The sequence below is a fragment of the Corallococcus silvisoli genome, assembly GCF_009909145.1.
GTDB classification, from domain to species: Bacteria; Myxococcota; Myxococcia; order Myxococcales; family Myxococcaceae; genus Corallococcus; species Corallococcus silvisoli.
This window is the reverse complement of the sequence record NZ_JAAAPJ010000001.1, coordinates 568,001-591,463: the sequence shown is the minus strand read 5'-3', so window position 1 is coordinate 591,463 and position 23,463 is coordinate 568,001. Positions and strand designations below refer to the sequence as shown.

Genomic DNA, 23,463 nt, shown 5'->3' with positions numbered 1-23,463 from the left:
GGGCCGTCGCGACAGGAGATCGCCATGTCCTCCCCTCCCCTCCCGGTGCTCATCGCTGGCGCCGGGCCCACCGGCCTGACGCTGGCCTGTGACCTCGCACGCCGGGGGCTCCAAGTGCGTCTGGTGGACGCGGCCCCGGGCCCGTTCGCCGGCTCGCGCGGGAAGGGGCTCCAGCCCCGCACGCTGGAGGTGCTGGACGACCTGGGCGTGCTGGACGCGGTGCTCGCCGCGGGCACCGCGTACCCTCGGCTGCGGCTCCACTGGCGGCGCTTCGTCGTGGGCCGCTGGACGATGGTCCCCCGCCATCCGGTGACTCCGGACGTGCCCCACCCCGACCCCTGGCTCGTGCCGCAGGCGCGCACCGAGTCCATCCTGCGCGACCGGCTGGCGTCGCTTGGCCACGGGGTGGAGTTCGGCACGGCGCTCACCGGCTTCACCCAGGACGACACCGGCGTCACCGCCACCCTGGCCCGAGGCGATGCGGTGGAGACCGTTCGCGCGGAGTACCTGGTGGGCGCGGACGGGGGCCACAGCCGCGTGCGCAAGGTCCTGGGCCTGGCGCTCCACGGCGAGACGCACGAGGAGGAGCGCATGGTCGTGGGCGACGTGCGCGTGGACGGGCTGGACCGTGAACACTGGCACGTCTGGCCCTTCGCGAAGGGCGGCATGGTGGCGCTGTGCCCGCTGCCCGGCACGGAGCGCTTCCAGTTGGTCCTCCAGGTGAAGCCCGGCGGCACCGTGCCGGAGCTCACCGAGGCCGCGTTGAACGAGCGGTTCCAACACGCGGCCCGCCCTGGCCTCGCGCTGCGCCTCCACGACGCGAGCTGGCTGTCCGTGTACCGGCCCAACGTGCGCATGGTGGACCGCTATCGCGTGGGCCGCGTCTTCCTCGCCGGGGATGCCGCGCACGTGCACCCTCCCGCGGGAGGCCAGGGCCTCAACACTGGCGTCCAGGACGCCTACAACCTGGGCTGGAAGCTGGACCATGTCCTCCGGGGCGCGGACCCCGCCCTGCTCGACACCTACGAGTCGGAGCGGCTGCCCATCGCCGCGAGCGTGCTGGGCCTGTCCCAGAAACTCTTCCAGGGCCTGAGCCAGAGCGGCCTGAGCGCCCAGCGGCGCGGGGCGGAGACGCGGCAACTGGGCCTGAGCTATCGCGGCGGTCCGCTCGCGCCCGGAGCCTCCGTCGACACCGCCCGTGTGCGCGCGGGAGACCGGGCTCCGGACGCGCCGGGCCTGGATGCACGGGGCCATCCCTCGCGGCTGTTCGATGCCTTCCGAGGCCCTCACTGGACGCTGCTCGCCTTCGGGCCGGAGTCCTCGGATGTGGCCGCATGGGCCCGCTCCTGCTTCGGCGACGTCGTGCGGACCCTCTCCATTCGCGCGAAGGGAGCGCCCGTGGCCACCGGCGCCTTCCTCGATGCGGAGGGGCACGCGCACCGGGCCTACGATGTGGCCCCGGGCGCGCAAGCGCTCATCCTGGTGCGCCCCGATGGCTACGTGGGGCACGCGTCCCGGACAGGCCAGCGCGAGGCCCTGGAGCAGTTCCTGAAGCCGCTCCTGCCCCTGCCCGTGGCCCAGCCCCGGGTGGATGCCGCACCGGCCGTCACCGCTGGATTCACGGATGCGTAGTGGGGAGCAATCCTGTCACGCTTCACGCTTCCGCGAAGCCCTGGAGACTCCCACCATGTCCATCCACTCCTTCCGCGGAGGCGTCGCCTCCGCCGCCGCGCTCGGCCTCCTCACGCTGTCCGCCTGTGGCTCGGGTGATGGCGCCGACGCTTCGGCCCGCGAGGTGCGCGTGCGCATCGAGAACGTGGCGCCGTTCCAGCAGCTCAAGTCCGGACGCTTCGACACGAAGCTGAGCGGCACGTCGCCGGGCCCGCTGGCGCCGGGGGACGCCTACGAGTTCAGCTTCACGGCGGGCGTGAAGCACCGGCTGACCTTCGTCGCGATGTTCGGCCAGTCCAATGACTGGTTCTTCGGAACGGAGCCCCAGGGCATCCCCCTCTACTCCGCCGACGGCCGGCCCCTCTCCGGCAACATCACCGACCAGGTGCTCCTCTGGGACGCGGGCACGGAGGTGGACGAGGAGCCCGCGGTGGGCCCGCACACCGGCCCGAAGCAGGCGACGTCCACGGACGGCCCGGGCGCCAAGGACTTCAATCCCAACGTGCGGCGCGTGGGCCCGCGCCCCGTGCTCACCAGCGGCCAGACGTTCGTCCTGCCCGCCATCGCGTCGATGATCCGCGTGCTCGTGGCCTCCGACGCGGCCACGCACCGCTTCACCGTGCGCATCGAGAACATCTCCGACGACCGCGTCACCCTCACCACCTCCGAGGGCATCAAGCCCGTGCGCATCTCCCCGGGCGTCTGGACGGTGAGCGACGGCAACGAGACCCTCTTCACGGAAGGCCAACCGGACCGGGGCCTGGGCCTGGAGGCCATCGCGGAGACGGGCGACGCCGCGGCCCTCCTCGCCTACCTCACGCCGCTGACGGGCGTGGCCACGCCGCTCTCACCGGGCATCTTCGCGCTGCACAACGCCGCCGCGCCGCTCTTCACCGAGGGCGCGCCGGACCGGGGCCAGGGGCTGGAGCTGCTCGCGGAGACGGGGGATGTGTCCCGCCTGGCCAGCGCCCTCTCCGCGAGCCCGCCCACGGGCGTGCGCACGTCGGGTTCGTTCAACTCGCCCGTGGGTGCGTCCGCCCCCGGTCCCCTCCTGCCGGGCCACGCCTACGAGTTCGACGTGAGCGCCCGCCCCGCCGAGCGGCTGTCCTTCGCGATGAGGTTCGGCCAGTCCAATGACTGGCTCTTCGGCACCGACGAGCAGGGCATCGCGCTGTTCGACGCCTCGGGCACGCTCCTGACGGGCGACGTGACGTCCCGCGTGTCGCTGTGGGACGTGGGCACGGAGTTGGATGAGGAGCCCGCGGTGGGCCCGCACCAGGGTGCTCCGGAAGGCGGCCTGGACCCCGACAAGACCGTGCGCCGGGTCCCCCCGTCGCGGTACGGCACGCCCGTGTCCCAGCACCTGCGCGTCACCCTCACCGAGGTGAAGTAGACGCTCCGGGCGCGGGCGGGGGCCTCACCGCGCCTCGCGCTCGGCGGTGTCCTCGCCGTCGGGGTCCACGGCGGGGCCGTCCTGGAAGGAGCTGGGCAGGAGGCTGAAGGGCAGCACCTTCGCCAGCGCCGCCAGCAGCAGGATGCCGCCCGGCGCGGCGAAGATGGCCAGCGCGGGGATGGCCTTCGCCACGTCGATGAGCTGGGCGCGCATGCGCTGGCGCTCGTCGGCGGTGAGCTTCTGGCGCCGCGCCGCCTTGGTGAGCAGCACCGCCAGGTCGCCCGTCTCGCGCGCCTCCTGCATCAGCCGGTGGAAGTTCTTCTCCAGCGTCTCCTGCATCCCGGCCATCAGGTCCTCGCCCATGGCCCCCGCCGCGTCCGACACGGTGAAGACATCCACCAGCGAGCGGTGCCGCGCGTAGAACTCCGCCATCTCCAGCTCCAACCGGCGCAGCTCCGCCTGGGGCACGTGCAGCGCGCCCGCCAGCGTGTCGATGAAGGCCCGCTCCCGCCGCGTGCGCCGGCCGTCCACCAGCGCCGCCAGCAGCGTCTGCTCCAGGAGCAGGTGGCGCATGTCCACGCTGCGCACCCGGCGCACCACGTCCCGCACGTCGCGCTTGCGCTCGAAGGACTGGCGCACCGCGGCCTTCACCTCGCCCTCCAGCGCGTGCGGCAGCTTCAGGCCCTCCACCTGCCGGAGGATGGCGCGGCGCGCGGGCGGGCTGGGCTCCCGGTCCACGCACGCGAGCGCGGTGAGCACGTCCACCAGCAGCGCCTTCTGCCGCGCCGCGAAGTCCCACCGCCGCTCCGCGCCCGCCCGGGACAGCCGCCCGCGGGAGAACAAATCAATGGCCTGCCGGCAGAACAGCTGCGCGTCCGCGTACTGCGCGCCGTTGTGCAGCACCAGCCCGTACACCGGGTCTCCGGCCAGCGACGGCGCCCGCTTGTCGAGCGCGTCCTCCACCCGCCCCACCATCCGCCGGGGCACCGGCAGCCCCGCCGCGAGCCGCGCGTCCAGCGCCTGCGCCAGGTTCAGCTCGCCCGCCAGCACGGAGAAGAGCACCAGCAGCTGCTCCACCCGGGGGCCCTCCGGCGCATCCATCACCCGCGCCAGATCCAAGGCCATGCGCGCCAGCGTGCGCACCACGGCGTGGAACAGCTCATCCTCCACCGCGCGTCCCGGGGTGTCGAAGGGTTCGCCCCCATCCACCGGCGAGGGCAGCGGTACGGGCGTGCCGTAGACGAGCCCCGAGGCCCGCAGCGTGCGCCGCAGGAAGGCGCGGCCCCGGGCGCGGCCCGACGAGGCGTCCGGGAGCGAGGGAAGCGGGACGGGCGCGGGGGCCTGCGCATGCGCGGCGACCACGTCCGCCAGGAGCGTGGCCAGCCAGGTCCCCCTTCCAAAAACCAGCACCGACACCGGTACACCCCTCGAAGCGCGCGGCCGGCCTTCCCCGCCGGGACGCACTTCGCGGGGAATAACCCAGCCGCTCCCGGGATGCCACCCGGCCCCGGGACGGCGGCGGCGTCCTGCAACGGAAGCTGATGGAGGGGGTGAAAGACACCGCGCCCGTCCACTCGGAGCGGACGGGTGGGGCCTACAGGGAGGCGGCCTTGCCCGGCTCCAGGGCGAGCACCTTGGCGGTGCCCCGGGCCTTCTTCAGCTCGGAGGTGAACGTCTCCGGGGTGCCGGTGAGGGCGGGGAAGGTGCCGTAGTGCATGGGCACCACGGACTTCACCTTGAGCAGCTTCGTGGCGACGGCGGCCTGCGCGGGGTCCATGGTGAAGTGGCCGCCGATGGGGAGCATGGCCACGGTGGGCTTGAACTGCTCCGCGACGAGCTCCATGGACTGGAAGGCCCCGGTGTCCCCGGCGTGGTACAGCGTGGGGCCGTTGGCGATTTCAATGACGAAGCCCAGGGGCGCGCCGGCGTACTGCGACGGGGCCTTGGGGTCCGCCTGGTAGCTGCTGGAGTGCACCGCCTCCACGAAGTGGATGGTGGCGTCCTTCACCTGGAAGGTGCCGCCGGCGTTGCCGCCCATGTTCTGCGCGTCCGGCACGCCCAGCAGCGACACCAGCTCGAAGGAGCCGAACACCTTGGCCTGGGTCTTCTGGGCCAGGGCCTTCGTCTCCCCCACGTGGTCGAAGTGACCGTGGGAGACGAGGATGGCGTCCAGCGCCTCCGGCCAGGTGGCGCCCTGGGGCGCCTTGGGGTTGGTGAGCCACGGGTCGATGGCGATGACCGCGCCGCCCGGCGTCTTCACCACGAACGCGGCGTGGCCCCACCAGGTGACCTCCGTCTTGCCCGCCGTGGCGGGGGCCTTGCCCGCCTTGCCCGCGGCCTTGTCCGCCGTGGGGGCCTTGGCCGCCGGAGCCGCGGGCGTCGTCGGCGTGCCCTGCGCGAAGGCCACGCCCGAAACACCCAGCACCGCGCCCACCACCACTGCCTTCAGCTCGTTGCGCATCGTTGTCCACTCCAGGAGGAAGGAAAGAGACGACATGTCGCCGTGCCGCCCGGGGGCGCCGCACGGCTGGGGCGCCACATAACACTCCGACAGGGGGGCGGAAGGGGGCTGGCGCGTCCGGCTGCTCCGGGAAGGACAGAGGCCTTCATCCACCCACGGCGGGGGAATGTGGTTCCCTGGGGGAGGCAGCGCGCTACGCTCGACAGCCGCGTGGACCATCGATTCCAAGTCAGCCTCCGAGGGGTCATCGACCTCCTGTCCCACCACCTGTACAGCTCGCCGGGGGTCTACGTGCGGGAGCTGCTCCAGAACGCCACGGACGCGATTCGCGCCCGGCAGCAGTTGGAGCCCGGGGCGGTGGGGGCGGTGGGGCTGGAGCTGCGGGAGAAGCAGGACGGCGGGCCCCCCACCCTGCTCTTCACCGACGAAGGCGTGGGGCTGACGGAGGAGGAGATCCACCGCTTCCTCGCCACCATCGGCGAGTCCTCCAAGCGGGAGCAGCTGGAGGCACGCCGCAACGACTTCATCGGCCAGTTCGGCATCGGCCTCCTGTCGTGCTTCATGGTGTGCGACGAGCTGCTGGTGGTGACGCGCTCGGCGAAGGGGGATGGGCGGACGCTGGAGTGGCGGGGCCGGCATGACGGCACCTACGACGTGCGCGTCTCCGAGCACCCGCTGAACGCCCCCGGGACGCACGTCTACCTGGTCGCCCGCCCGGACATGGGGGAGTGGTTCACGCCCGAGCGGGTGCGCCAGCTCGCGAAGCACTACGGGGGCCTGTTGCCCTTCCCGGTCCGGCTCACGGTGGGGGGGCAGACGGAGACCCTCAACCCGGACGGGCCGCCCTGGCGCCGCCAGTACGAGACGGCGGGAGACAAGCGGCAGGCGCTGCTCGCATACGGGCGCGAGGTGTTCGGCACGGACTTCCTGGATGTGATTCCGCTGCGCTCAGAGGCGGGGGGCGTGGACGGGGTGGCGTTCGTGCTGCCGGCGTCGCCGCACTTCAACGCGAAGCAGAAGCACCGCGTGTACCTGAAGCACATGCTCTTGTCGGAGAGCGCGGAGAACCTGCTTCCGGAGTGGGCGTTCTTCGTGAAGTGCGTGGTGAACGCGAACGGCCTGAGGCCCACCGCGAGCCGCGAGTCCTTCTACGAGGACGCGGTGTTGTCCCGGGCGCGCGAGGCGCTGGGCCAGTCGCTGCGCCAGTACCTGATGGACCTGGCGCGCGAGGAGCCCCGGTCGCTCCAGCGGTTGATCGCCCTGCATGGGCTGTCGGTGAAAGGGCTGGCGCTGGACGACGACGCCTTCTACCGGCTGGTCATCGACTGGCTGCCCTTCGAGACCTCGCTGGGGGTGATGACGTTGGCGGACTACCGGCGTTCGTGGCCGGTGGTGCGCTACACGCCGACGCTGGACGGGTTCCGACAGGTGGCGCGGGTGGCGGCGGCGCAGGGGCTGTGCGTGCTGAACGCGGCGTACACGCACGACACGGCGCTGCTGGAGAAGCTGCCACACGTGGTGGCGGACGCGCAGGTGGCGGCGTTCTCGTCGGCGGACCTGCCGCAGAGCTTCGAGGAGCTGACGTTGGACGAGCGCGAAGCCCTCTACCCGCTGCTGCGATTGGCGGAAGGGGTGCTGGCGCCATTCCGGTGCGGGGTGGAGGTAAAGAAGTTCTTTCCGGCGGAGGTGCCCACGCTCTACAGCGCGGACGCGGAGGGCGCGTTCCGGCGGGACGCGGAGCGGGCGCGCGAGGGGTCGGATGATTTGTACGCGGGCGTGCTGGACGGGGTGCTGGCGGGGGCGGGGGGACAGGAGCGGGCGCTGTTGTGCCTCAACCTGCACAACCCGGTGGTGCGCCGGCTGGCGGGAGTGGAGGGGCGGGAGCTGTTGAAGCTGTCGGTGGAGATGCTCTACGTGCAGGCGCTGCTGTTGGGACAACACCCGCTGAACGCGCAGGAGATGGCGTTGTTGAACCATGGGCTGCTGGGGCTCATCGCCGCGCGGTTGGATGAGGGCGGCGGGGGTGGTTCGTCGGGTCCGGGGTCTCGGGGGATGCACTGATGGAGGACTGGCGCCAGCAGGTGGATGCATTGCGCGCGAGGGCGGACGAGCTGCCCGAAGGCGACGCGAAGGTGCGCGCGCTGGAGGAGGCGGTGCGGCTGACGGACGTGCACGGCGACGGGGTGCTGGGGTACGAGCTGCGGGACGCGCTCATCGACGCGGCGACCTTCGGGGGATATCCGGACAAGGCGCTGGTGGCGTTCGCGTGGTGCCGGGTGCAGCAGAAGAAGGACCCGGTGCGGTTCGAGCCCGAGGAGATGCTGTGGAAGCAGAAGTGGGTGGTGGGGCGGCTGGACGAGTTCCCGCACATCAGCCGAAAGCAGATCGCCGACGCGCTGGATGACGTGGAGCAGAGCTTCGCGAAGCTGGACGCGGGCGAGCGGGCGGCGCTGAAGCTGCGCTATCAGATGGCGCGGGACATGGGTGACGCGGCGGAGGCGGAGCGCCTGTGGCAGGCGTGGCTGGTGGCCCCGAGGGACCACCTGACGGACTGCCGCGTGTGCGAGCTGGACGACGAGCTGGATCATCACGTGGACAAGGGTGAGTGGGAGCAGGCCATCCGGAAGGCGAAGCCCATCCTGGAGGGGCGGCAGTCCTGCGCGGAGATCCCGCACCTGACGTTGGGAACGCTGCTGTACCCGTTCTTCAAGCTGGACCGGATGAAGGAAGCGCGGGACTGCCACGTGCGCGGCTACGCGATGGTGGCGAAGAACCGCGAGTTCCTCTCCACGGTGGGAGAGCACCTGGAGTTCCTGGCGCTGACGGGCAACCTGTCGCGAGGGCTGACGCTGCTGGAGAAGCACCTGGGCTGGGCGCTGGAGCACGCGAGCCACCGAGACCGGTTCACCTTCTACGCGGCGGCGACGTTCCTGCTGGGTCAGGTGGTGGCGGAGGGACGCGAAGAGGTGAGCCTGCGACTGCCCCGAGCGTTCGCGCTGCACGCGGCGGACGGTGGCTACGCGACGCGGGCGCTGAAGGACTGGATGGCGACGCAGGCGCGAGACATCGCGGCGCGGTTCGATGCGCGCAACGGGACGCAGCGGTTCTCGGCGTTGCTGGCGCGAAGTGAGGCGCTGGCGAAGGAAGTCCGGTTGTTCCCGCTGGATTGAGCGGACGTCGCATGCCCTGGCTCTCCAGGAGGCCGCTTCGCTTGACGAAACCAACAAGGCGCCACCCGTGTCCGACACAAACCGCGAGTGGGGCGAGTCGCTTCTCTGCTCCGGAGCCCACTTGCCTACGCGTGAAGCACGAAAGTCTTTTCGTGCCGCGGAGGCAGGCCTTATCCATCCAGATTCATGGAAGGCATGCAACGTCGCCTGACTGGATCGCAAGCTCGAGCCGGGCGTTCACTGACCTGCTTCGGAGTCCCCATGTTCTTTTCGATCATCCCTGGGATGCGCGCGGCTCGAAGGATCGGTGCGGCGGAGCGGAAGCAGAAGGCTGGCGACCTCGCGGGAGTGATGACGGTGTGCGCGGAGGCGCTGGAGATTCTGGGCGCGCCCGGAGTCGAGCTGGAGATGCCGTGGTGTCGCTCAGCGGCGCCAATGGCCCTCGCGGGCTATTGCCAGGCGGGACGCCAGTTGGAGCGGAGGGAGGATGTCCTCCGAATGCTGACCCGCTGGCGGCCTACGTATCTGGCATGGATGAAGGAATCCCTGGCTCCCCAAGAGGCCGCATGGTTCCAGTGGTTCGAGGAGGCCTTAGGCGCTCTGAGCAGCGATCCACGGCCCTGAGCCTCAGCGCTTCAGCACCGCAGTCTGCAATGCCTTACCCTCCGCGCCGTTCGAAAATCGTGAGCGGTCGTTCAGGAGCCGGCCCATCCAGGAGCCCCTTTGGAAGCAGGCCAGAGGAACTGGCTTCGAAGGCTTGAGCATCCTTGACGAGTTGCCGGACCGACGCGTCGCGCAGTTCCCCTTGGTATGCCAGGGTGTCTTCACATCGGAGAAGCAGCCACTCGATATCCCCATGAGGGGTGCCTGGCCTCTTCAAAAGCCCGTGAAGAACTCCGGCCAGGGCGCGAGTCCATTTCTCTGTCTCACTGCCAGCCATCTCGCCTCCTACCTGTGAACATCAAGATGCAAGCCTTCGACATGGACGGAGCCGCACCTCGAGTGCAGTCCGCCGTGCCTGCATGTTGCCCTCCGCACCCCACGTCGAGGTCGCGTTCGAGAGCTACGAGCCGATGTCATTCCACGAGCAGCGTTCGAAGAGCCAGCGCAGAGCGAGGTCCTCGACGTATTGCTGATCACCTCCACGCCGGCCGTCGAAATCGAGTGAAGTGTCGGTGTTGCCGAACTCTCCAAGCAGCACCTCGAACTCCCAAGCGCCGGGCGGATCTTCAACTGGAGTGAAGCGTAGGTAGCGCGTCACCCCTTGGACCTCGCGCGAGATCTCCAGGCGTTCGATTCCCGCTAGACGGACGTTTTTGATTCGCAGCGAGTTGCCGGATGCGAGCTGTTCAGACCACGAACGAAATGTTCTCTCTAGGGCATTCAGTTTCGACATGGCGCTCTGTCAGCGACGAAGGAGTGAGAGCCCAGAAGATAGAGCAGTTGCACGGACGTCACCGCACCGTTTGGTCCGCCGTGCCGGCATGTTGCCCTCCACGAAAGGAGCCGTTGGACGCGCTGAAGCGTCGGGACCGACAGTCCGTCCGGGTGTTGAGGCGAGCTCGCGCCCTGCAGTTGCTGGGAGAGGACTGGACCGGGGTGGCCGCCGCGGAAGCAGCCGTCCTCTTGCAGAGTTCAGGTTCACTTATCCGTCGTGGTTCCGAGGATTGGCGCATGGAAGCCGCGCTCTACATCGACCCGCACTTCACCGCTGCTTTCCACGAGCACCAGGATCCGGGCATCCCCGATCCGCATCCACCACTCGCGTTCGCTGAGTTGCTCGATATGCAACCAGTGGTCGACGACCAGTTCGTCAAACACCCCTTCGTTCTTCACATCTACGTCACCTGATTGACGATGAGCCAGCAATCGCCATTCCCGGCCAGGGGATTCAGCAAGGCGGAGGGCTCTTGCAGCTTCGTTCTCATTCTTTTCGCTCATGACTCTCACCGTTTCGGAGACACCTCAAGAGCATCTTCGAGCACTTCCGCGAGACTGGAACTTCCTGTTGCGCGAACATCAACCTGTATGGCCGCACCCCACGTCGAGGTCGCGTTCGAGAGCTACGAGCCGATGTCACTCCACGAGCAGCGTTCGAAGTGCCAGCGCTGAGCGAAGTCCTCGACGTACCGCTGTTCACCCCCACCACCGGGACTCGCTCCCCCGGCGTCCTCAGGTTGAACAGCGTCGCCTGCTGCTTGGACCGTCCGCGAATCGCGTCCTCCGATGTGCGGGCGCCCCCGCGTCGGTGCGGGTGTCGCTCCCCATGAGGGGTTCCTCCGCAGTGGCGGACTTCACTGCGCGTGAGGCAGACTGCCGCGCCCCCATTCCCTGTCACAGGAGGAAGTCCCCGTGGCGCTGTCGAAGCATCACGCAGTGAAGCCGTTCCGGATGCACCTGATTCCAGGCCTGCTCCTCCTGACGCTGGCCGGTTGCTCGAGTTCGAAAGAGGAGACGGGCCCGGATGACCTGGAACCCGCACAGCAGCAGGGCTCCTGGACGCCCCTCCCGTCGGGCTCGCCGCTCTCCGCCAGGCTCGAAGTGGCGAGTGTCTTCGATGGCCAGAACGTCCTGCTCTGGGGCGGACGAGGCAGTTGCCCCCCCGACGGCGTCTGCGGAGATGGCGCCCGGTTCAACATGGCCGAGAAGACCTGGACGCCCCTGTCGGCCCAGGGGGCATTGTCCGCGCGCACTCAGCATTCAGCGGTGTGGACCGGCAAGAAGATGATCGTCTGGGGAGGACTGGGTTGCGGCGGCCCACAAAGCCCCTGTGGCGATGGCGCGCTCTACGACCCCGCGACCAACACCTGGAGCCCCCTCAAGTCCAACTACGCGCCCTCTCCGCGTGGGGGACACAAGGCCGCCTGGACGGGTGAGGTGATGCTGGTATGGGGCGGCCAGGATCCCCAGCAGCGGCGCATCTTCGGGGACGGGGCCATCTACTACGAGAAGGAAGCCCTCTGGACGACCATGAACTTCGTCCAGGCCCCCGTGGGGCGCCGCGACCACACTGCGGTGTGGATGGACAATGTGCTGCACATCTGGGGCGGAAATGGCGGCAGTCCCTACGACGTAGCCCTGGCGGACGGGGCGACGTACGGCCCCTTCTTCGACAAATGGGCGGTGCTGCCAACCGAAGGGGCGCCCACGGGCCGCTGGTCGCACACGGCGGTGTGGACCGGCGAGCGGATGATCATCTGGGGCGGGATCGGCTGCGGCGACGCCCAACAGAATCCGCCGATCTACTGTGACAAGGGCGCCGCGTTTGATCCGGTGTACGGCAAGTGGTCCCCTGTCTCCACCAAGGGCGCGCCCTCACCGCGCATCGGCCACTCCGCCGTGTGGACCGGCTCGAAGATGGTCATCTGGGGTGGCACTTCGCCGAACTGCGGCTCCGGCGGAGGCGTCTGCTCGGACGGCGCGGCCTATGATCCGGTCACGGACACGTGGGCGCCGCTGCGCACCGAAGGAGCCCCTTCCGCGCGCTCCGGGCACGTGGGCCTGTGGACGGGCAACGCCTTGTTCATCTGGGGAGGAATGGGCGCCGGCGGTGCGGATGCGCCCCTGTCGGATGGCGCCCTCTGGGTGCCGTGAGTGCGCGACGGTCGCGGCACAAGTGTCCAAGCCTGTGCCGCCCCGTGCAATGACAGGCCTCGAACTGCATCCCCGCTTCAGCAGCTCGCCAGGAACTCGGGCCCGGAAGCGGCCCCCCACCCATACTCGCGCATTCTCGGATCCAAGCAGGAAAGGACGCCTTGAACGGAACATCTTCAAGGCATCGCCAATCAGTGGCGTCGCAAGCGTTGTGGACGCCAGGGAGGCGTTGCTTGAGCTGCGGAAGGCCCTCGATGAGGAGTCGCCAGAGCGAGTGAGCGCCAGTGCCAGGCGGTTCATCGCCAGCACTGGCGTGTCGACTCCGGCAGCCACCCGGGAGCCCCCGCGAACCTGACGAAAGTCAGTCGGGATTCAGCGCTTCAGCTTCGAGAACGGATTGTTGAACGGCTCCGGCTTCTTCTGCGCCGCCGGAGGCTGACTCGCGGGCTTCTGCGCGGGCCGCTCCGTCATCCGTGCCTGGACCGGCTGCGCGGGTCGGCCCGACGGCTGCGGCGCCCCACCCTCCAGCACCGCACGCACTGACAACGCCAGACGCTTGCGCGCCAGGTCCACGGTCAGCACCTTCACCGTCAGCCGGTCGCCCACCTTGGCCACCTCCGACGGGTCCTTGATGAAGCGCGCCGCCAGCTGCGACACGTGCACCAGTCCGTCCTGATGCACGCCCACGTCCACGAACGCGCCAAACGCCGTCACGTTCGTCACCACGCCCTGCAACACCATCCCCTCCTTCACGTCCTCCAGCGACCGCAGATCATCCCGCGTCGCGTGCGCCGTGAAGTCACCGCGCGGGTCGCGGCTCGGCTTCTCCAGCTCCGCCAGGATGTCCTTCAGCGTCAGCTCTCCCAGCTCCGGCCCCAGGTAACGCTTCGCCTCGATCTTGCGCACCAGCGCCGCGTTCCCCACCAGCGACGCCACGTCCACGCCCAGGTCCTTCGCCATCCGCTCCACCACCGCGTAGCGCTCCGGGTGCACCGCGCTCGAATCCAGCGGCTCCGGCCCGCGCACGCGCAGGAAGCCCGCCGCCTGTTCGAACGTCTTCGGCCCCAGGCCGCTCACCTTCAGCAGCTCCCGCCGCGTCGTGAACCGCCCCTTCGCCGCGCGGTGCGCCACCAGCTTCTTCGCCAGCGACGGCCCCACGCCCGACACGTGCTCCAACAGCTGCGGCGACGCCGTGTTCACGTCCACGCCCACCGCGTTCACGCACGAGTCCACCACCTCGCCCAGCTTCTTCTTGAGCAGGCCCTGGTCCACGTCGTGCTGGTACTGCCCCACCCCGATGCTCTTCGGGTCGATCTTCACCAGCTCCGCCAACGGGTCCTGCAACCGCCGCCCAATCGACACCGCCCCGCGCAGCGACACGTCCAGCTCCGGGAACTCCTCCCGCGCCACCTCCGACGCCGAATAGATGGACGCCCCCTGCTCGCTCACCGACACCACGGGGACCTGCACGCCCATCGCCTTCAGCGTGTCCCGCGTGAAGACCTCCGCCTCCCGGCTGCCCGTGCCGTTGCCCACGGCGATCAGCTCCGGCTTGTGCTTGCGCACCACCGCCTCCAGCAGCTTCGCCGCGCGCGCCCGCTCGTCCGCGCTCCGCTCCGAGTAGAGCGTCGTCGTCTCCGCCACCATCCCCGTCGCGTCGAGCATCACCAGCTTGATGCCCGTGCGCAGCCCCGGATCCAACGCCAGCACCGCCCGAGCCCCCGCCGGCGCCGTCAGCAACAGGTGCCGCAGGTTCTCTCCAAACACACCAATGGCGCCCTTGTCCGCGCGCTCCTTCAACTCCGCGCGCAGCTCCGACTCCAGCGACGGCCCCATCAGCCGCTCCCACCCGTCCTCCACCGCCGCGCGCAGCTCGCCCGCGAACAACGACTGCGGCCGGGTCACCACCCGCCCCGTGAAGAGCCCCTTCACCTCGTCATCCGGAAGGCCCAGCTTCACCTTCAGCACGCCCTCCTCCTCGCCGCGCAAGAGCGCCAGCACGCGGTGGGACGGGGCCTGGGACAGCGGCTCCTCGTGGCCGTAGTAGTTCTCGAACTTGGTCGTCTCGCCCTTCTTCGCGGGCACCACGTCCGAGCGCAGCGAACCCCGCTTCGTGCACAGGTCGCGCGCTTCACGCCGCAGCCTCGCGTCCTCCGCCACGCGCTCCGCGCAGATGTCCCGCGCGCCCGCCAGCGCCTGGGCCACGTCCGCCACGCCCTTCTCCGCGTCCACGTAGGGCTTCACGCGCGCGTCCAGGTTCTCCCCGCGCGGGACCTCCTGCTTCCACACCAGGTCCGCCAGCGGCTCCAGCCCCTTCTCCCGGGCGATGGCCGCGCGCGTGCGGCGCTTGGGCTTGTACGGGAGGTACAGGTCCTCCAGCTCCGCGCGCGTGCGCGCCGCATGGAGCGCCTTCGACAGCTCCGGCGTCAGCTTCCCCTGCTCCTCGATGCTGCGCAGGATGGTGTCGCGCCGCCCGTCCAGCTCCGCGCGCTCCGTGGCCCGGTCGAGGATGGCTTGAATCTGGACCTCGTCCAGGCCCCCCGTGGCCTCCTTGCGGTAGCGCGCGATGAAGGGGACCGTGCCCCCCTCTTCATGAAGCGCGAGGGTCCGGTCCACCTGCTCCGGCTTGATGCCCAGCTCCTGGGCCAACGCGACGGCATAGACGTGCATGGCGCCCGTCTATACCCCGGTCCTCGCGCGCCTCCCAGCGACGCGCTCCTCCCCAGCCAGGCACCCGACGGAGGGCCTCCAGCCCCTGGAAAGCCCTGCTCGCATGCATGAAAAAAGGGCCGCGCGGGGAGCCCCCCACGCGGCCCTTCTTCACTTCACGGCCCTCACGCCGGCTGGATGTCGCTGTTCTTCACGCGGAAGGTGTGCGTGGCGAACTTCGCCTCCAGCTCGCCGTCCGCGCGCTTGGAGTAGTCCTTGGCCACCTCGGCGGCGGGGATGAGGTGGAAGGTCGCGAGCGTCTCATCCGCCTTCACCTCCACCAGCACGAAGCCGTGCGAGTCCGCGTCCGCGAAGCGCAGGCCCGGATTGGACGCCTTGAGCGTCTTCTCCATCTCCGTGACGGCGTGCTGGTACACCGGCGCCCCCGTGGCGTAGCCCGCGCCAATCAGCGCCAGGCTGGCCAGGCTCTTGATGGAACCAGAGGTGATGCCCGGCGCCGTCAGCGTGGGCACGCCCTCCTCCACCGACGCGAAGGACGCGTGGATGTCCCCGGAGATGAACAGCGTGTTCGTCACGCCCTGCGCCTTGAGCGTGTTGAGCAGCACCTTCTTCTTCGTGGGGAAGCCGTCCCACTGGTCCACGCTGAAGTAGAAGCGCTGGCGCAGCGTCGGGTCGGTGATGTCCTCCTGCTTCGTGAAGTCCCAGATGAGCGCCGACAGCGACGTGGAGCTCACCACCATCTTCCAGGTGTTCGTCGCCGTGGTCAGCGTCTGCTGAAACCACGCCTCCTGCGCGGGGCCGAACACGTCCTCGCTCTTGCCGCCGGACAGCTGGTAGTTCACCGCCGCGAACAGGTCGAAGGTGTCCTTCACCACCACGTAGCGCGAGCCCTGGATGTTGAAGAGCGCCGCCTTGCCCATGTGCGCGTACGCCAGCCCCCGGGGCTTGTCCGCCGGCGGAATCACCAGCGCCTTGTTCACCGCCAGGAGCACCTGGTTCACGTAGTAGAGGGCCACGTTGCCCTTCACCCACTGCGCGGCCTTCGTCGCGGCCTCCGCGTCGGTCAGCCCCGCGGCCTTCGCCTGGCTCAGGTACACGCCCTGCAGCACCTGCTTCTGGGCCGCGTACGCCGCGTCGTCGATGTTCACGTACGCGAACGTGTCCGTCTGGAACGTCGCCTTCACCGCGTCAGGCTGCCCCTGGAGCGCTCCGCCCAGCAGCGTCGCGTCCAACACCACGCCGCCCGGGTACGCGTCCTCCGGGATGAGGTGGTCCGGCCGGTAGCTGCGGTAGTCCGTCACCAGCAGCTTCAGGTGCCGGCCGTACTCGAAGTCGCGGTAGATGCGCGCGTTGGGGAAGCGCGGCTCGTCGTCCACGTTGATGACGCCGCCAGCCGCCTGCGCCGTATCCAGCGGGATGTACTCCAGGAACGCCTGCTCCGCGTTGAGCTTGCGCTGCTTCTGCGTCTCGTCCCGCTTGCCGTCCTCGTACGTCGCCACGTCCTGCCAGCAGTCGTCGGAGAACTCGTGGTCGTCCCAGGTGATGATGAACGGGTAGCGCTCATGCACCGCCTGCAGCTGCCGGTCGCTCCGGACGGTCTTGTACAGGTCGCGGTAGTTGGACAGCGAGTTCGCCGCGAGGAACGCCGCGAGCCCCGTGCCCTGCACCAGCGCGTCCTCCGGCTCGCTGAAGCGCACGGCCCGGCCGCCATCCGAGGACTGGAAGGACGTATCGCCCGTCGTCTCGTAGACGTAGTCGCCCAGGAACACGACGAAGTCCAGGTCCGCGTCCAGCTGAAGCAGCCGCTGCCACGTGTTGTAGTAGCGGCCAATGAAGTCCTGGCAGCTGGCGAAGACGAACTTCACCTGAGCGTCGTCCCCCGCCGCCGGCGCGGTGCGCGTGCGCCCGACCCGCGTGGTGTTCCGCTGGCCGTCCTTCTCGTAGGAGAAGCGGTAGTAGTACGTCGTGCGCGCCGACAGCCCCGTCACCTTCACCTTCACCGCGTGGTCGTGCGCCGCCAGCGCCGTCAGGTCCGTCTTGTCCAGCACCAGGCTCTTGAAGTCCTGCGTCGTGGAGACCTCCAGCCGCAGGGGCAGGTCGTCCCCGGCCCGCGCGCCATCCTCCACGCGAACCCACAACACCACGCTGTCCGGACGCGGATCTCCCGACGCCAGCGACTGCGGGAAGTAGGGCGAACCATCCGAGGCCGCCGACGAGTCGTCGGAGCATCCAAAGGTCGTCGTCGCCGCGACAGCAACCACGGCTTGCAGGAACGTGCGGCGTTTGAAGGGGTTGAACAAGGCGGTGGGCTCCAGCGGGAAGCAGGGTGAAGGGGCTCCCGGGGCGCCAATTCTAGAGGCGCTCCTCCCTCCACACGAAACATCCCCGCGACACCCCCTGCATGACCCCACGCGTCACACGTCCGCGACCTGTCCGCGACACGCCCGCCAATCCCTCTCGTCCCTCGCCCCCCCGCGAAGAAAGAAGGGGCCGGCCGCCATCGCTGGCAACCGGCCCCTTCCTCTCCGCCCGCCACGCCGCTCCCCCCGGAGGTGCGCGGCGGGCCATCACCTCAGGCCCGCGAGGAGCTGACTACTTCACGGCCTTCACGCGCGGACGCTTCTCACCCTCGGCGGGCTCGGCGGCCTCCGCGACCGCGGGCGCAGCGCCAGCGGGCTTGCCGATGCCGTACTTCTCCAGCACCAGCGCTTCGATCTCCTTGTAGGTGTCCGAGTGCTCGCGCAGGTACTCCTTCGCGTTCTCCCGGCCCTGGCCGATGCGCTCTCCCTTGAAGGAGAACCAGCTGCCGCTCTTCTCGATGATGTTGTCGGTGGCGGCCAGGTCGATGAGGTCGCCCTCACGCGAGATGCCCGCGCCGTACATGATGTCGAACTCCACTTCCTTGAACGGCGGCGCCACCTTGTTCTTCACGACCTTCACGCGCGTGCGGCTGCCCACCACGTTCTCGCCGTTCTTGATGGCGCCCACGCGGCGGATGTCCATGCGCTGCGACGCGTAGAACTTCAGCGCGTTGCCGCCCGTCGTCGTCTCCGGGTTGCCGAACATCACGCCAATCTTCATGCGGATCTGGTTGATGAAGATGACGCACGTCTGGCTCTTGGAGATGGTGCCCGTGAGCTTGCGCAGGGCCTGGCTCATCAGGCGCGCCTGCACGCCCATGTGCGCGTCGCCCATCTCACCCTCGAGCTCCGCCTTCGGCACGAGCGCGGCCACCGAGTCCACCACCAGCACGTCGATGGCGCCGGAGCGCACCAGCATCTCCGCGATCTCCAGGCCCTGCTCGCCGGTGTCCGGCTGGGACAGGAGCAGGTCGTCGGTGCGCACGCCCAGCTTGCGCGCGTACCCCACGTCCATCGCGTGCTCCGCGTCGATGTAGCCGCACACGCCGCCGCGCTTCTGCGCCTCCGCGACGATGTGGAGGCACAGCGTCGTCTTGCCGGAGGACTCCGGCCCGAAGATTTCGATGATGCGGCCGCGCGGCACGCCGCCCACGCCCAACGCGATGTCGAGTGAAATCGAACCCGTCGAAATGGCCTGGACGTCCTTCATCATGGGCTCGTCGTTGCCGAGCCGCATGATGGACCCCTTGCCGAACTGACGCTCCACCGCGGCCAGCGCCAGCTCGATCGCCTTTTCCTTCTCCTGATTCACGGCCATTTCTCGTCGCTCCTTGGATGAGCGGACCACCCCGGTCCACCTGAACGCGCTTTTAGTACGCGATGGGTAGACCCTAGTCCACCCCTCTGACATCCGTTTTGGGTCCTGGGCCTCAGCTCTTGCGCAGGGCAGCCAGGAAGGCGGCCACCAGGCCCCCCAAGCCGGCCACCCAACCGGCGGAGATGTCCGGCACCAGCACCATCCCCAACCCGAGCCCGGACACCACCGTCAGCAGCGCCAGGGCCCCGCGATACAGGGGAGTGCCCACCGAGGCAACCGTCAGCAGCGCCAGGGACAGCAGCGACAGGAGCCCCTGCAGGATGAGCAGCCCGCCGGGCGGGACGAGCCCCGCGAGGCCCAGCACCACCTGGACGGCCAGCGCCCCCAGGCCCACCGCGAGCGCCGGGAACGGCCCCCCCTTGGGGGGCTGGAGCCGGGTGCCGGGTACGGCGGCGTTCTTCAGGTGCTCCAGGTCCTCCGGGCGCACCTCCAGCGCGTAGGGGAAGCCCAGCGCCAGCAGCGACTCCACCGCCGTGGCGCGGCAGGAGCGCCCGTCCGCGTCCACCAGCCCGTTGAGGTTGCCGCCCTCCAGGAGCCGGTGGAAGGCGTCCGCCTCCGGCCGTCCCCCACCCTCCGCCGTCAGCTCCGCCAGCAGCTGGTTGAGGTCCGCGGCCAGCCGCTGCCGCTCCGGCCCCTCCGCCCGCCGGGCCTGCTGCGCCAGCAGGAACATGGGCAGCGGTGAGTCCGAGGGCGGGGTGGGCGCGCCGCCCTGCGCCGGGGGCTCCCAGGCCGCCAGGTCCGAAGGAAGGCCTTCGTCCCCTCCAGGCTGGGGGGCCGGTGTGCGCGAACGTGGGCGGGGAGCATCGGACACGGTGGCAAACTGTAACCGGGGCACGGCTTGGGGTTCAAAGTGGAGCGGGCCCGCAACTTCCACCGGGCAACGGGGTTGAAGCCTCTCGGATGGATTGGGACCCGGACACGCAGGCGATGCTGAAGGTGGCGGCGGGCGACAAGCAGGCGTTCGCCTGGCTCTTCGACCAGCACCACGCGAGCGTGGCGCGCTTCGCGTTCCGCTTCGTGGGGGACCGGGCGCGGGCGGAGGAGCTGACGCAGGACATCTTCGTGAAGCTCTACCGCCACGCGCGCTCCTACAAGCCCACGGCGAAGTTCAAGACCTTCCTCTTCCGGGTGGCCACCAACCACTGCCTCAATGAGATGCGGCGCGGCGAGTACCGCGTGGCGCGCCTCACGGCGGAGGCCCCGGCGGAGGACGACGCGGGAGCGGTGGAGATGCCAGGGCCCGACGGAGAGCGGCCCGACCAGGCGTTGAGCGGCCGGGAGTTGGAAGCGGCGGTGGGCGCGGCGCTGGGGGACTTGAGCGACCGCGAGCGCGCGGCCTTCACCATGTGCCGGTTCGAGGGCATGGCGTACCGGGACATCGCCGAGGCGCTGGAGGCGAGCGAGGCCGCCGTGAAGAGCCTCATCCACCGGGCCACCCTGGCGGTGGCGCGCAGGATTGAAGCGTTGCAGGCGGGCGCGGTACCCGCGAGGAGTCGGGCATGAGCTGTGCGTTCGAAGAAGACCTGACGGCCTACGTGGACGGGGAGCTGCCCCCCCCGCACCGCGCGCGGGTGGAGGCCCACCTGGGCACCTGCGCGGCGTGCCAGGGGACGGAGCGGCTGTTGCGCGTCACCGTGGCGCGGATGGCGGAGCTGCCCGCCTTCACGCCCTCGCCCTCCGCCCGCCGCGAGCTGCTGGCGCGGGTGGACGCGCTGCCGCCCACCTGGCGCGAGCGGCTGGCCCACCTGCTGAAGCCCGGCGTGCTGGTGCCCTCCGCGGGCCTGGCCACCGCGGCGGTGCTGGCGCTGCTCGTCGCCGGCCGCGCACGCGTGGAGGCCCCCGGGCTGGAGGAGTGGGACGCGGGCGCGCTGGAAGTGGCGGCGAACCTGGAGCTGGTCGAGGACTACGAAGTCCTGGGACTCGACAGCTCCGATGACCTGGAGGTCGTCGAGAACCTCCATGAACTGGGAGTGCAGTGATGCTGGGAAGAACGACCGTGGGGGCCCTGGCCCTGGCCGCGACGGTGGCCGTCCTCATGGGCACGCCCGCCCGCGCCGCCAACGCCCCCACGCCCACGGCGGCGGAGCGCTTCGAGAAGCTCCCTCCAGAGCAGAAGGAGGCGCTGCGCGCGAAGCTGCGCGAGTTCAAGGCCCTGTCTCCCGACGAGCAGGCCCGCGTGCGCGGCAACCTCCAGCGCTGGCGACAGCTGCCTCCGGAGGAGCGCGAACGGCTGCGCGGCAACCTGCGCGACTTCCAGCGCCTGTCCCCCCAGGAGCGGCAGGCGGTGCGCGAGCAGGTGCGCGAGCTGCGGGGCCTCACCCCGGAGCGCCGCGCGGAGCTGCGCCAGCGGATGCGGGCCTACCTCCGGGAGCACCCGGAGCGGCGCGAGCAGATGATGGAGAACATGCGCCGCTGGCGGCAGATGTCCGCCGAGCAGCGACAGGAGGCACGCGAGCGGCTGCGTGAGAGGCGGCGCAAGTGAGGCCCTTCCCCTCGTGGCTGCTGATGCTCGCGCTCGCCGGCGCCCTGCCCGCCGCGGCCCAGCAGCCCACGCCTCCCCGGGAGCCGCCGCCTCCTGCTCCCGCCTCCGTTGAATCCTCGCACCCGGAGGCCCGACCGCCGCCTCCCGACAGCCGCCGGGCCCCGCCGCAGCTCACCGACGAGGACCGGGAGGTGGTGGAGAACCTGGAGCTGCTCGAGTCGCTGGATGCCGCGGCGGACCTGGAGGTCCTGCTGGAGCTGTCGGACGAGAAGTAGCGCCGCGCCGTCATCGCCCCTGGAAACGAAGAAGCCCGGGCCCCCTCGGAAGGGGAGCCCGGGCGCTTGTGTCTCAGGCGCGCGGCGCTATTCGACGGTGACGCTCTTGGCCAGGTTGCGGGGCTGGTCCACGTCGTTCCCGCGCATCTCCGCCACGTGGTACGCGAGCAGCTGGAGCGGGATGGTGGCCACCACCGGCGCGAGCAGCGCGCAGGCCGCGGGGATGCGGATGACGTGGTCGGCCAGGCTGTCCGCCTGGGTGTCGTCCTCGTCGATGACGGCGATGACCTTGCCGCCGCGCGCACGGACCTCCTCGATGTTGCCGATGATCTTCTCGTACGCCACGTGCGGCTGCTTCGGCGCGATGACCACGACGGGCATCTTCTCGTCGATGAGCGCGATGGGGCCGTGCTTCATCTCACCGCCCGCGTAGCCCTCCGCGTGGATGTACGAGATCTCCTTCAGCTTCAGCGCGCCCTCCAGCGCCACCGGGTGCATGGGGCCGCGGCCCAGGAAGAGGAAGTCCTGCGCGTTCATGAACTCGCGCGCCACGCGCTTCACCTGCGGCTCGCACTTGAGCACGTCTTCAATCATCTTCGGAACCTGGGTCAGGTGCGTCAGGTGCTCCTGCGCGCCCTCCACCGACAGCGTGCCGCGCATGCGCCCCAGCTTCACCGCCAGCAGGTAGAGCGTCACGAGCTGCGTGGTGAACGCCTTGGTGGACGCGACGCCAATCTCCGGGCCCGCGTTGGTGAGGACGTGCAGGTTCGCCTCGCGCGTCATCGCGCTGCCAATGACGTTGCAGATGGCCATGGTGTGCGCGCCCAGCCGCTTGGCCTCCTTGAAGGCCGCGAGCGTGTCCGCCGTCTCACCCGACTGGCTGATGGCGATGACCAGGTGCGACGTCTCCACGATGGGGTCGCGGTAGCGGAACTCGCTGGCCAGCTCCACCTCCACCGGCAGCCGCGCCAGCGACTCAATCATGTGCTTGCCGGCCACGCCCGAGTGCCACGACGTGCCGCACGCCAGGATGGTGACCTTGGTGAAGGTCTTCACCTGCTCGGTGGACAGGTTCCACGTCTCGAAGTGGACGTCGCCCTCGGTGAGGAGCATCCGGCCGCGCAGCGTGTCCGCGATGGCGCGGGGCTGCTCCCAGATCTCCTTGTGCATGAAGTGCTTGTAGCCGCCCTTCTCCGCCATCATCGGCGTCCAGTCGATGCGGCGCGTGGGGCGGTTCACCAGCTGCCCCTGGCGGCTGAAGATGTCGATCTTCGCGGCGGTGATGACCGCGAGGTCGCCCTCCTCCATGTAGACGAAGTCGCGCGTGTGCTCGAGCAGCGCCGGCACGTCGCTGGCCACGAAGTTCTGGCCCTCGCCCAGGCCCAGCACCATGGGCGACGCGTCCTTCGTGCACACGATGCGGCCCGGGTCGTTGGCGCACACCACCACCAGGCCGTAGGTGCCCTTCACCTGCTTGATGGCCGCGCGGACGGCGTCCGGCAGGTCCACGCCGCGGTCCACCTCATCGGAGATGAGGTGCGCGAACACCTCCGAGTCCGTCTCCGACGCGAAGGCGTGGCCGCGCTTGCGCAGCTCCGCCTTCAGCGCCAGGTGGTTCTCGATGATGCCGTTGTGCACCACCGCCACGTTCTTGTACGTGTGCGGGTGGGCGTTCTCGTCGGAGGGGCGGCCGTGCGTCGCCCAGCGCGTGTGGCCGATGCCGGTGGTGCCCTTGGGCAGGTCCTGCACCACGCGGTTCTCCAGGTTGCGCAGCTTGCCCGTGGCGCGCACCACGTTCAGCTGGTTGCCGCTCACCACCGCGACGCCCGCGGAGTCGTACCCCCGGTACTCGAGCTTCTTCAGCCCCGACACCAGGATGGGAGCCGATTCCTTGTCACCGACGTAGCCAACAATCCCGCACATGTTCGTCCTGCCTCTTTCTCGTCCCGCGGCCGCCGGAGCAAACCACGGGAATCCCGTTCACGCCCAACCCCGCCCCGCCGTCCGAA

At 69.9% G+C, this 23,463-nt stretch carries 19 protein-coding genes; 10 read left to right on the top strand and 9 right to left on the bottom strand.

Translation table 11 applies throughout. From position 1 onward, the window contains the following. Positions 1–24: 24 nt before the first annotated feature. Together GTY96_RS02305 and GTY96_RS02300 are read left to right on the top strand one after the other, a co-directional pair. A complete protein-coding gene (locus GTY96_RS02305; protein WP_161663727.1) occupies positions 25–1,632 on the top strand; it encodes an FAD-dependent oxidoreductase in 1,608 nt (535 codons plus the stop codon). A 55-nt stretch (positions 1,633–1,687) separates the two neighbouring features. Beyond that, positions 1,688–3,064 carry a spondin domain-containing protein gene (locus GTY96_RS02300; RefSeq protein ID WP_161663726.1) on the top strand — a complete coding sequence of 459 codons (1,377 nt, stop codon included), beginning with the start codon at positions 1,688–1,690 and terminating at the stop codon, positions 3,062–3,064. A 24-nt stretch (positions 3,065–3,088) separates the two neighbouring features. Here GTY96_RS02300 and GTY96_RS02295 read toward each other — a convergent pair whose 3' ends face one another. Further along, positions 3,089–4,480 carry a TerB family tellurite resistance protein gene (locus tag GTY96_RS02295; protein WP_255441806.1) on the bottom strand — a complete coding sequence of 464 codons (1,392 nt, stop codon included), beginning with the start codon at positions 4,478–4,480 and terminating at the stop codon, positions 3,089–3,091. Positions 4,481–4,658: 178 nt separating this feature from the next. After that, the gene (locus GTY96_RS02290) at positions 4,659–5,525 is read right to left on the bottom strand and encodes a metal-dependent hydrolase (protein WP_143898057.1); all 867 of its coding nucleotides are present in this window, start codon (positions 5,523–5,525) and stop codon (positions 4,659–4,661) included. A gap of 210 nt (positions 5,526–5,735) precedes the next feature. Between GTY96_RS02290 and GTY96_RS02285 the strand changes: the two genes are divergently transcribed. The 3 genes from GTY96_RS02285 (at position 5,736) to GTY96_RS02275 (ending at position 9,319) form a co-directional block, all read left to right on the top strand. After that, positions 5,736–7,586 (top strand): HSP90 family protein, encoded by a 1,851-nt coding sequence (locus GTY96_RS02285; protein WP_161663725.1) that lies wholly within the window; start codon positions 5,736–5,738, stop codon positions 7,584–7,586. Then, positions 7,583–8,695 carry a hypothetical protein gene (locus tag GTY96_RS02280; RefSeq protein WP_161664119.1) on the top strand — a complete coding sequence of 371 codons (1,113 nt, stop codon included), beginning with the start codon at positions 7,583–7,585 and terminating at the stop codon, positions 8,693–8,695. Before GTY96_RS02285 ends, GTY96_RS02280 begins: the two co-directional genes overlap by 4 nt. Before the next feature lie 261 nt (positions 8,696–8,956). Then, positions 8,957–9,319 (top strand): hypothetical protein, encoded by a 363-nt coding sequence (locus GTY96_RS02275; RefSeq protein ID WP_161663724.1) that lies wholly within the window; start codon positions 8,957–8,959, stop codon positions 9,317–9,319. A 439-nt stretch (positions 9,320–9,758) separates the two neighbouring features. Here GTY96_RS02275 and GTY96_RS02270 read toward each other — a convergent pair whose 3' ends face one another. Together GTY96_RS02270 and GTY96_RS02265 are read right to left on the bottom strand one after the other, a co-directional pair. Next, positions 9,759–10,091: a hypothetical protein gene (locus GTY96_RS02270; RefSeq protein WP_161663723.1), complete on the bottom strand. Its 333-nt coding sequence runs from the start codon at positions 10,089–10,091 to the stop codon at positions 9,759–9,761. Positions 10,092–10,336: 245 nt separating this feature from the next. Continuing rightward, a complete protein-coding gene (locus GTY96_RS02265) occupies positions 10,337–10,636 on the bottom strand; it encodes a hypothetical protein (RefSeq protein WP_161663722.1) in 300 nt (99 codons plus the stop codon). Positions 10,637–11,047: 411 nt separating this feature from the next. Between GTY96_RS02265 and GTY96_RS02260 the strand changes: the two genes are divergently transcribed. Then, the gene (locus GTY96_RS02260; RefSeq protein WP_161663721.1) at positions 11,048–12,289 is read left to right on the top strand and encodes a Kelch repeat-containing protein; all 1,242 of its coding nucleotides are present in this window, start codon (positions 11,048–11,050) and stop codon (positions 12,287–12,289) included. A gap of 372 nt (positions 12,290–12,661) precedes the next feature. On the opposite strand, the gene GTY96_RS02255 is transcribed toward GTY96_RS02260, so the two are convergent. The 4 genes from GTY96_RS02255 to GTY96_RS02240 all read right to left on the bottom strand — a co-directional run bounded on the left by GTY96_RS02255 (position 12,662) and on the right by GTY96_RS02240 (position 19,367). Next, positions 12,662–14,959, bottom strand: a complete 2,298-nt coding sequence (locus tag GTY96_RS02255) for a Tex family protein (protein WP_161663720.1) — start codon at positions 14,957–14,959, stop codon at positions 12,662–12,664. 164 nt (positions 14,960–15,123) lie between these two features. After that, positions 15,124–17,259, bottom strand: coding sequence for an alkaline phosphatase D family protein (locus GTY96_RS02250; protein WP_143898044.1), 2,136 nt, complete (start codon positions 17,257–17,259; stop codon positions 15,124–15,126). 292 nt (positions 17,260–17,551) lie between these two features. Then, entirely contained in the window at positions 17,552–18,637 is a 1,086-nt protein-coding gene (recA, locus tag GTY96_RS02245) for a recombinase RecA (protein WP_143898042.1), read from the bottom strand. Between the two features lie 112 nt (positions 18,638–18,749). Then, positions 18,750–19,367 (bottom strand): hypothetical protein, encoded by a 618-nt coding sequence (locus tag GTY96_RS02240; protein WP_161663719.1) that lies wholly within the window; start codon positions 19,365–19,367, stop codon positions 18,750–18,752. Between the two features lie 230 nt (positions 19,368–19,597). On the opposite strand from GTY96_RS02240, the gene GTY96_RS02235 reads away from it, so the two are divergent. Genes GTY96_RS02235 through GTY96_RS02220 form a run of 4 tightly spaced genes read left to right on the top strand, consistent with a single transcriptional unit; the run spans position 19,598 to position 21,454 of the window. Continuing rightward, positions 19,598–20,200 carry an RNA polymerase sigma factor gene (locus GTY96_RS02235; RefSeq protein WP_143898039.1) on the top strand — a complete coding sequence of 201 codons (603 nt, stop codon included), beginning with the start codon at positions 19,598–19,600 and terminating at the stop codon, positions 20,198–20,200. Beyond that, positions 20,197–20,676 (top strand): anti-sigma factor family protein, encoded by a 480-nt coding sequence (locus tag GTY96_RS02230; RefSeq protein ID WP_143898038.1) that lies wholly within the window; start codon positions 20,197–20,199, stop codon positions 20,674–20,676. Before GTY96_RS02235 ends, GTY96_RS02230 begins: the two co-directional genes overlap by 4 nt. Then, positions 20,676–21,179, top strand: a complete 504-nt coding sequence (locus GTY96_RS02225; RefSeq protein ID WP_161663718.1) for a DUF3106 domain-containing protein — start codon at positions 20,676–20,678, stop codon at positions 21,177–21,179. The genes GTY96_RS02230 and GTY96_RS02225 overlap by 1 nt, the downstream gene beginning before the upstream one ends. After that, the gene (locus tag GTY96_RS02220; RefSeq protein ID WP_328700754.1) at positions 21,176–21,454 is read left to right on the top strand and encodes a hypothetical protein; all 279 of its coding nucleotides are present in this window, start codon (positions 21,176–21,178) and stop codon (positions 21,452–21,454) included. The genes GTY96_RS02225 and GTY96_RS02220 overlap by 4 nt, the downstream gene beginning before the upstream one ends. An 87-nt stretch (positions 21,455–21,541) precedes the next feature. Here the strand turns inward: GTY96_RS02220 and glmS are convergent, their stop codons facing one another. Continuing rightward, complete coding sequence (gene glmS, locus GTY96_RS02215; protein ID WP_143898036.1) at positions 21,542–23,377, bottom strand: glutamine--fructose-6-phosphate transaminase (isomerizing); 1,836 nt, start codon at positions 23,375–23,377, stop codon at positions 21,542–21,544. Positions 23,378–23,463: the final 86 nt, after the last annotated feature.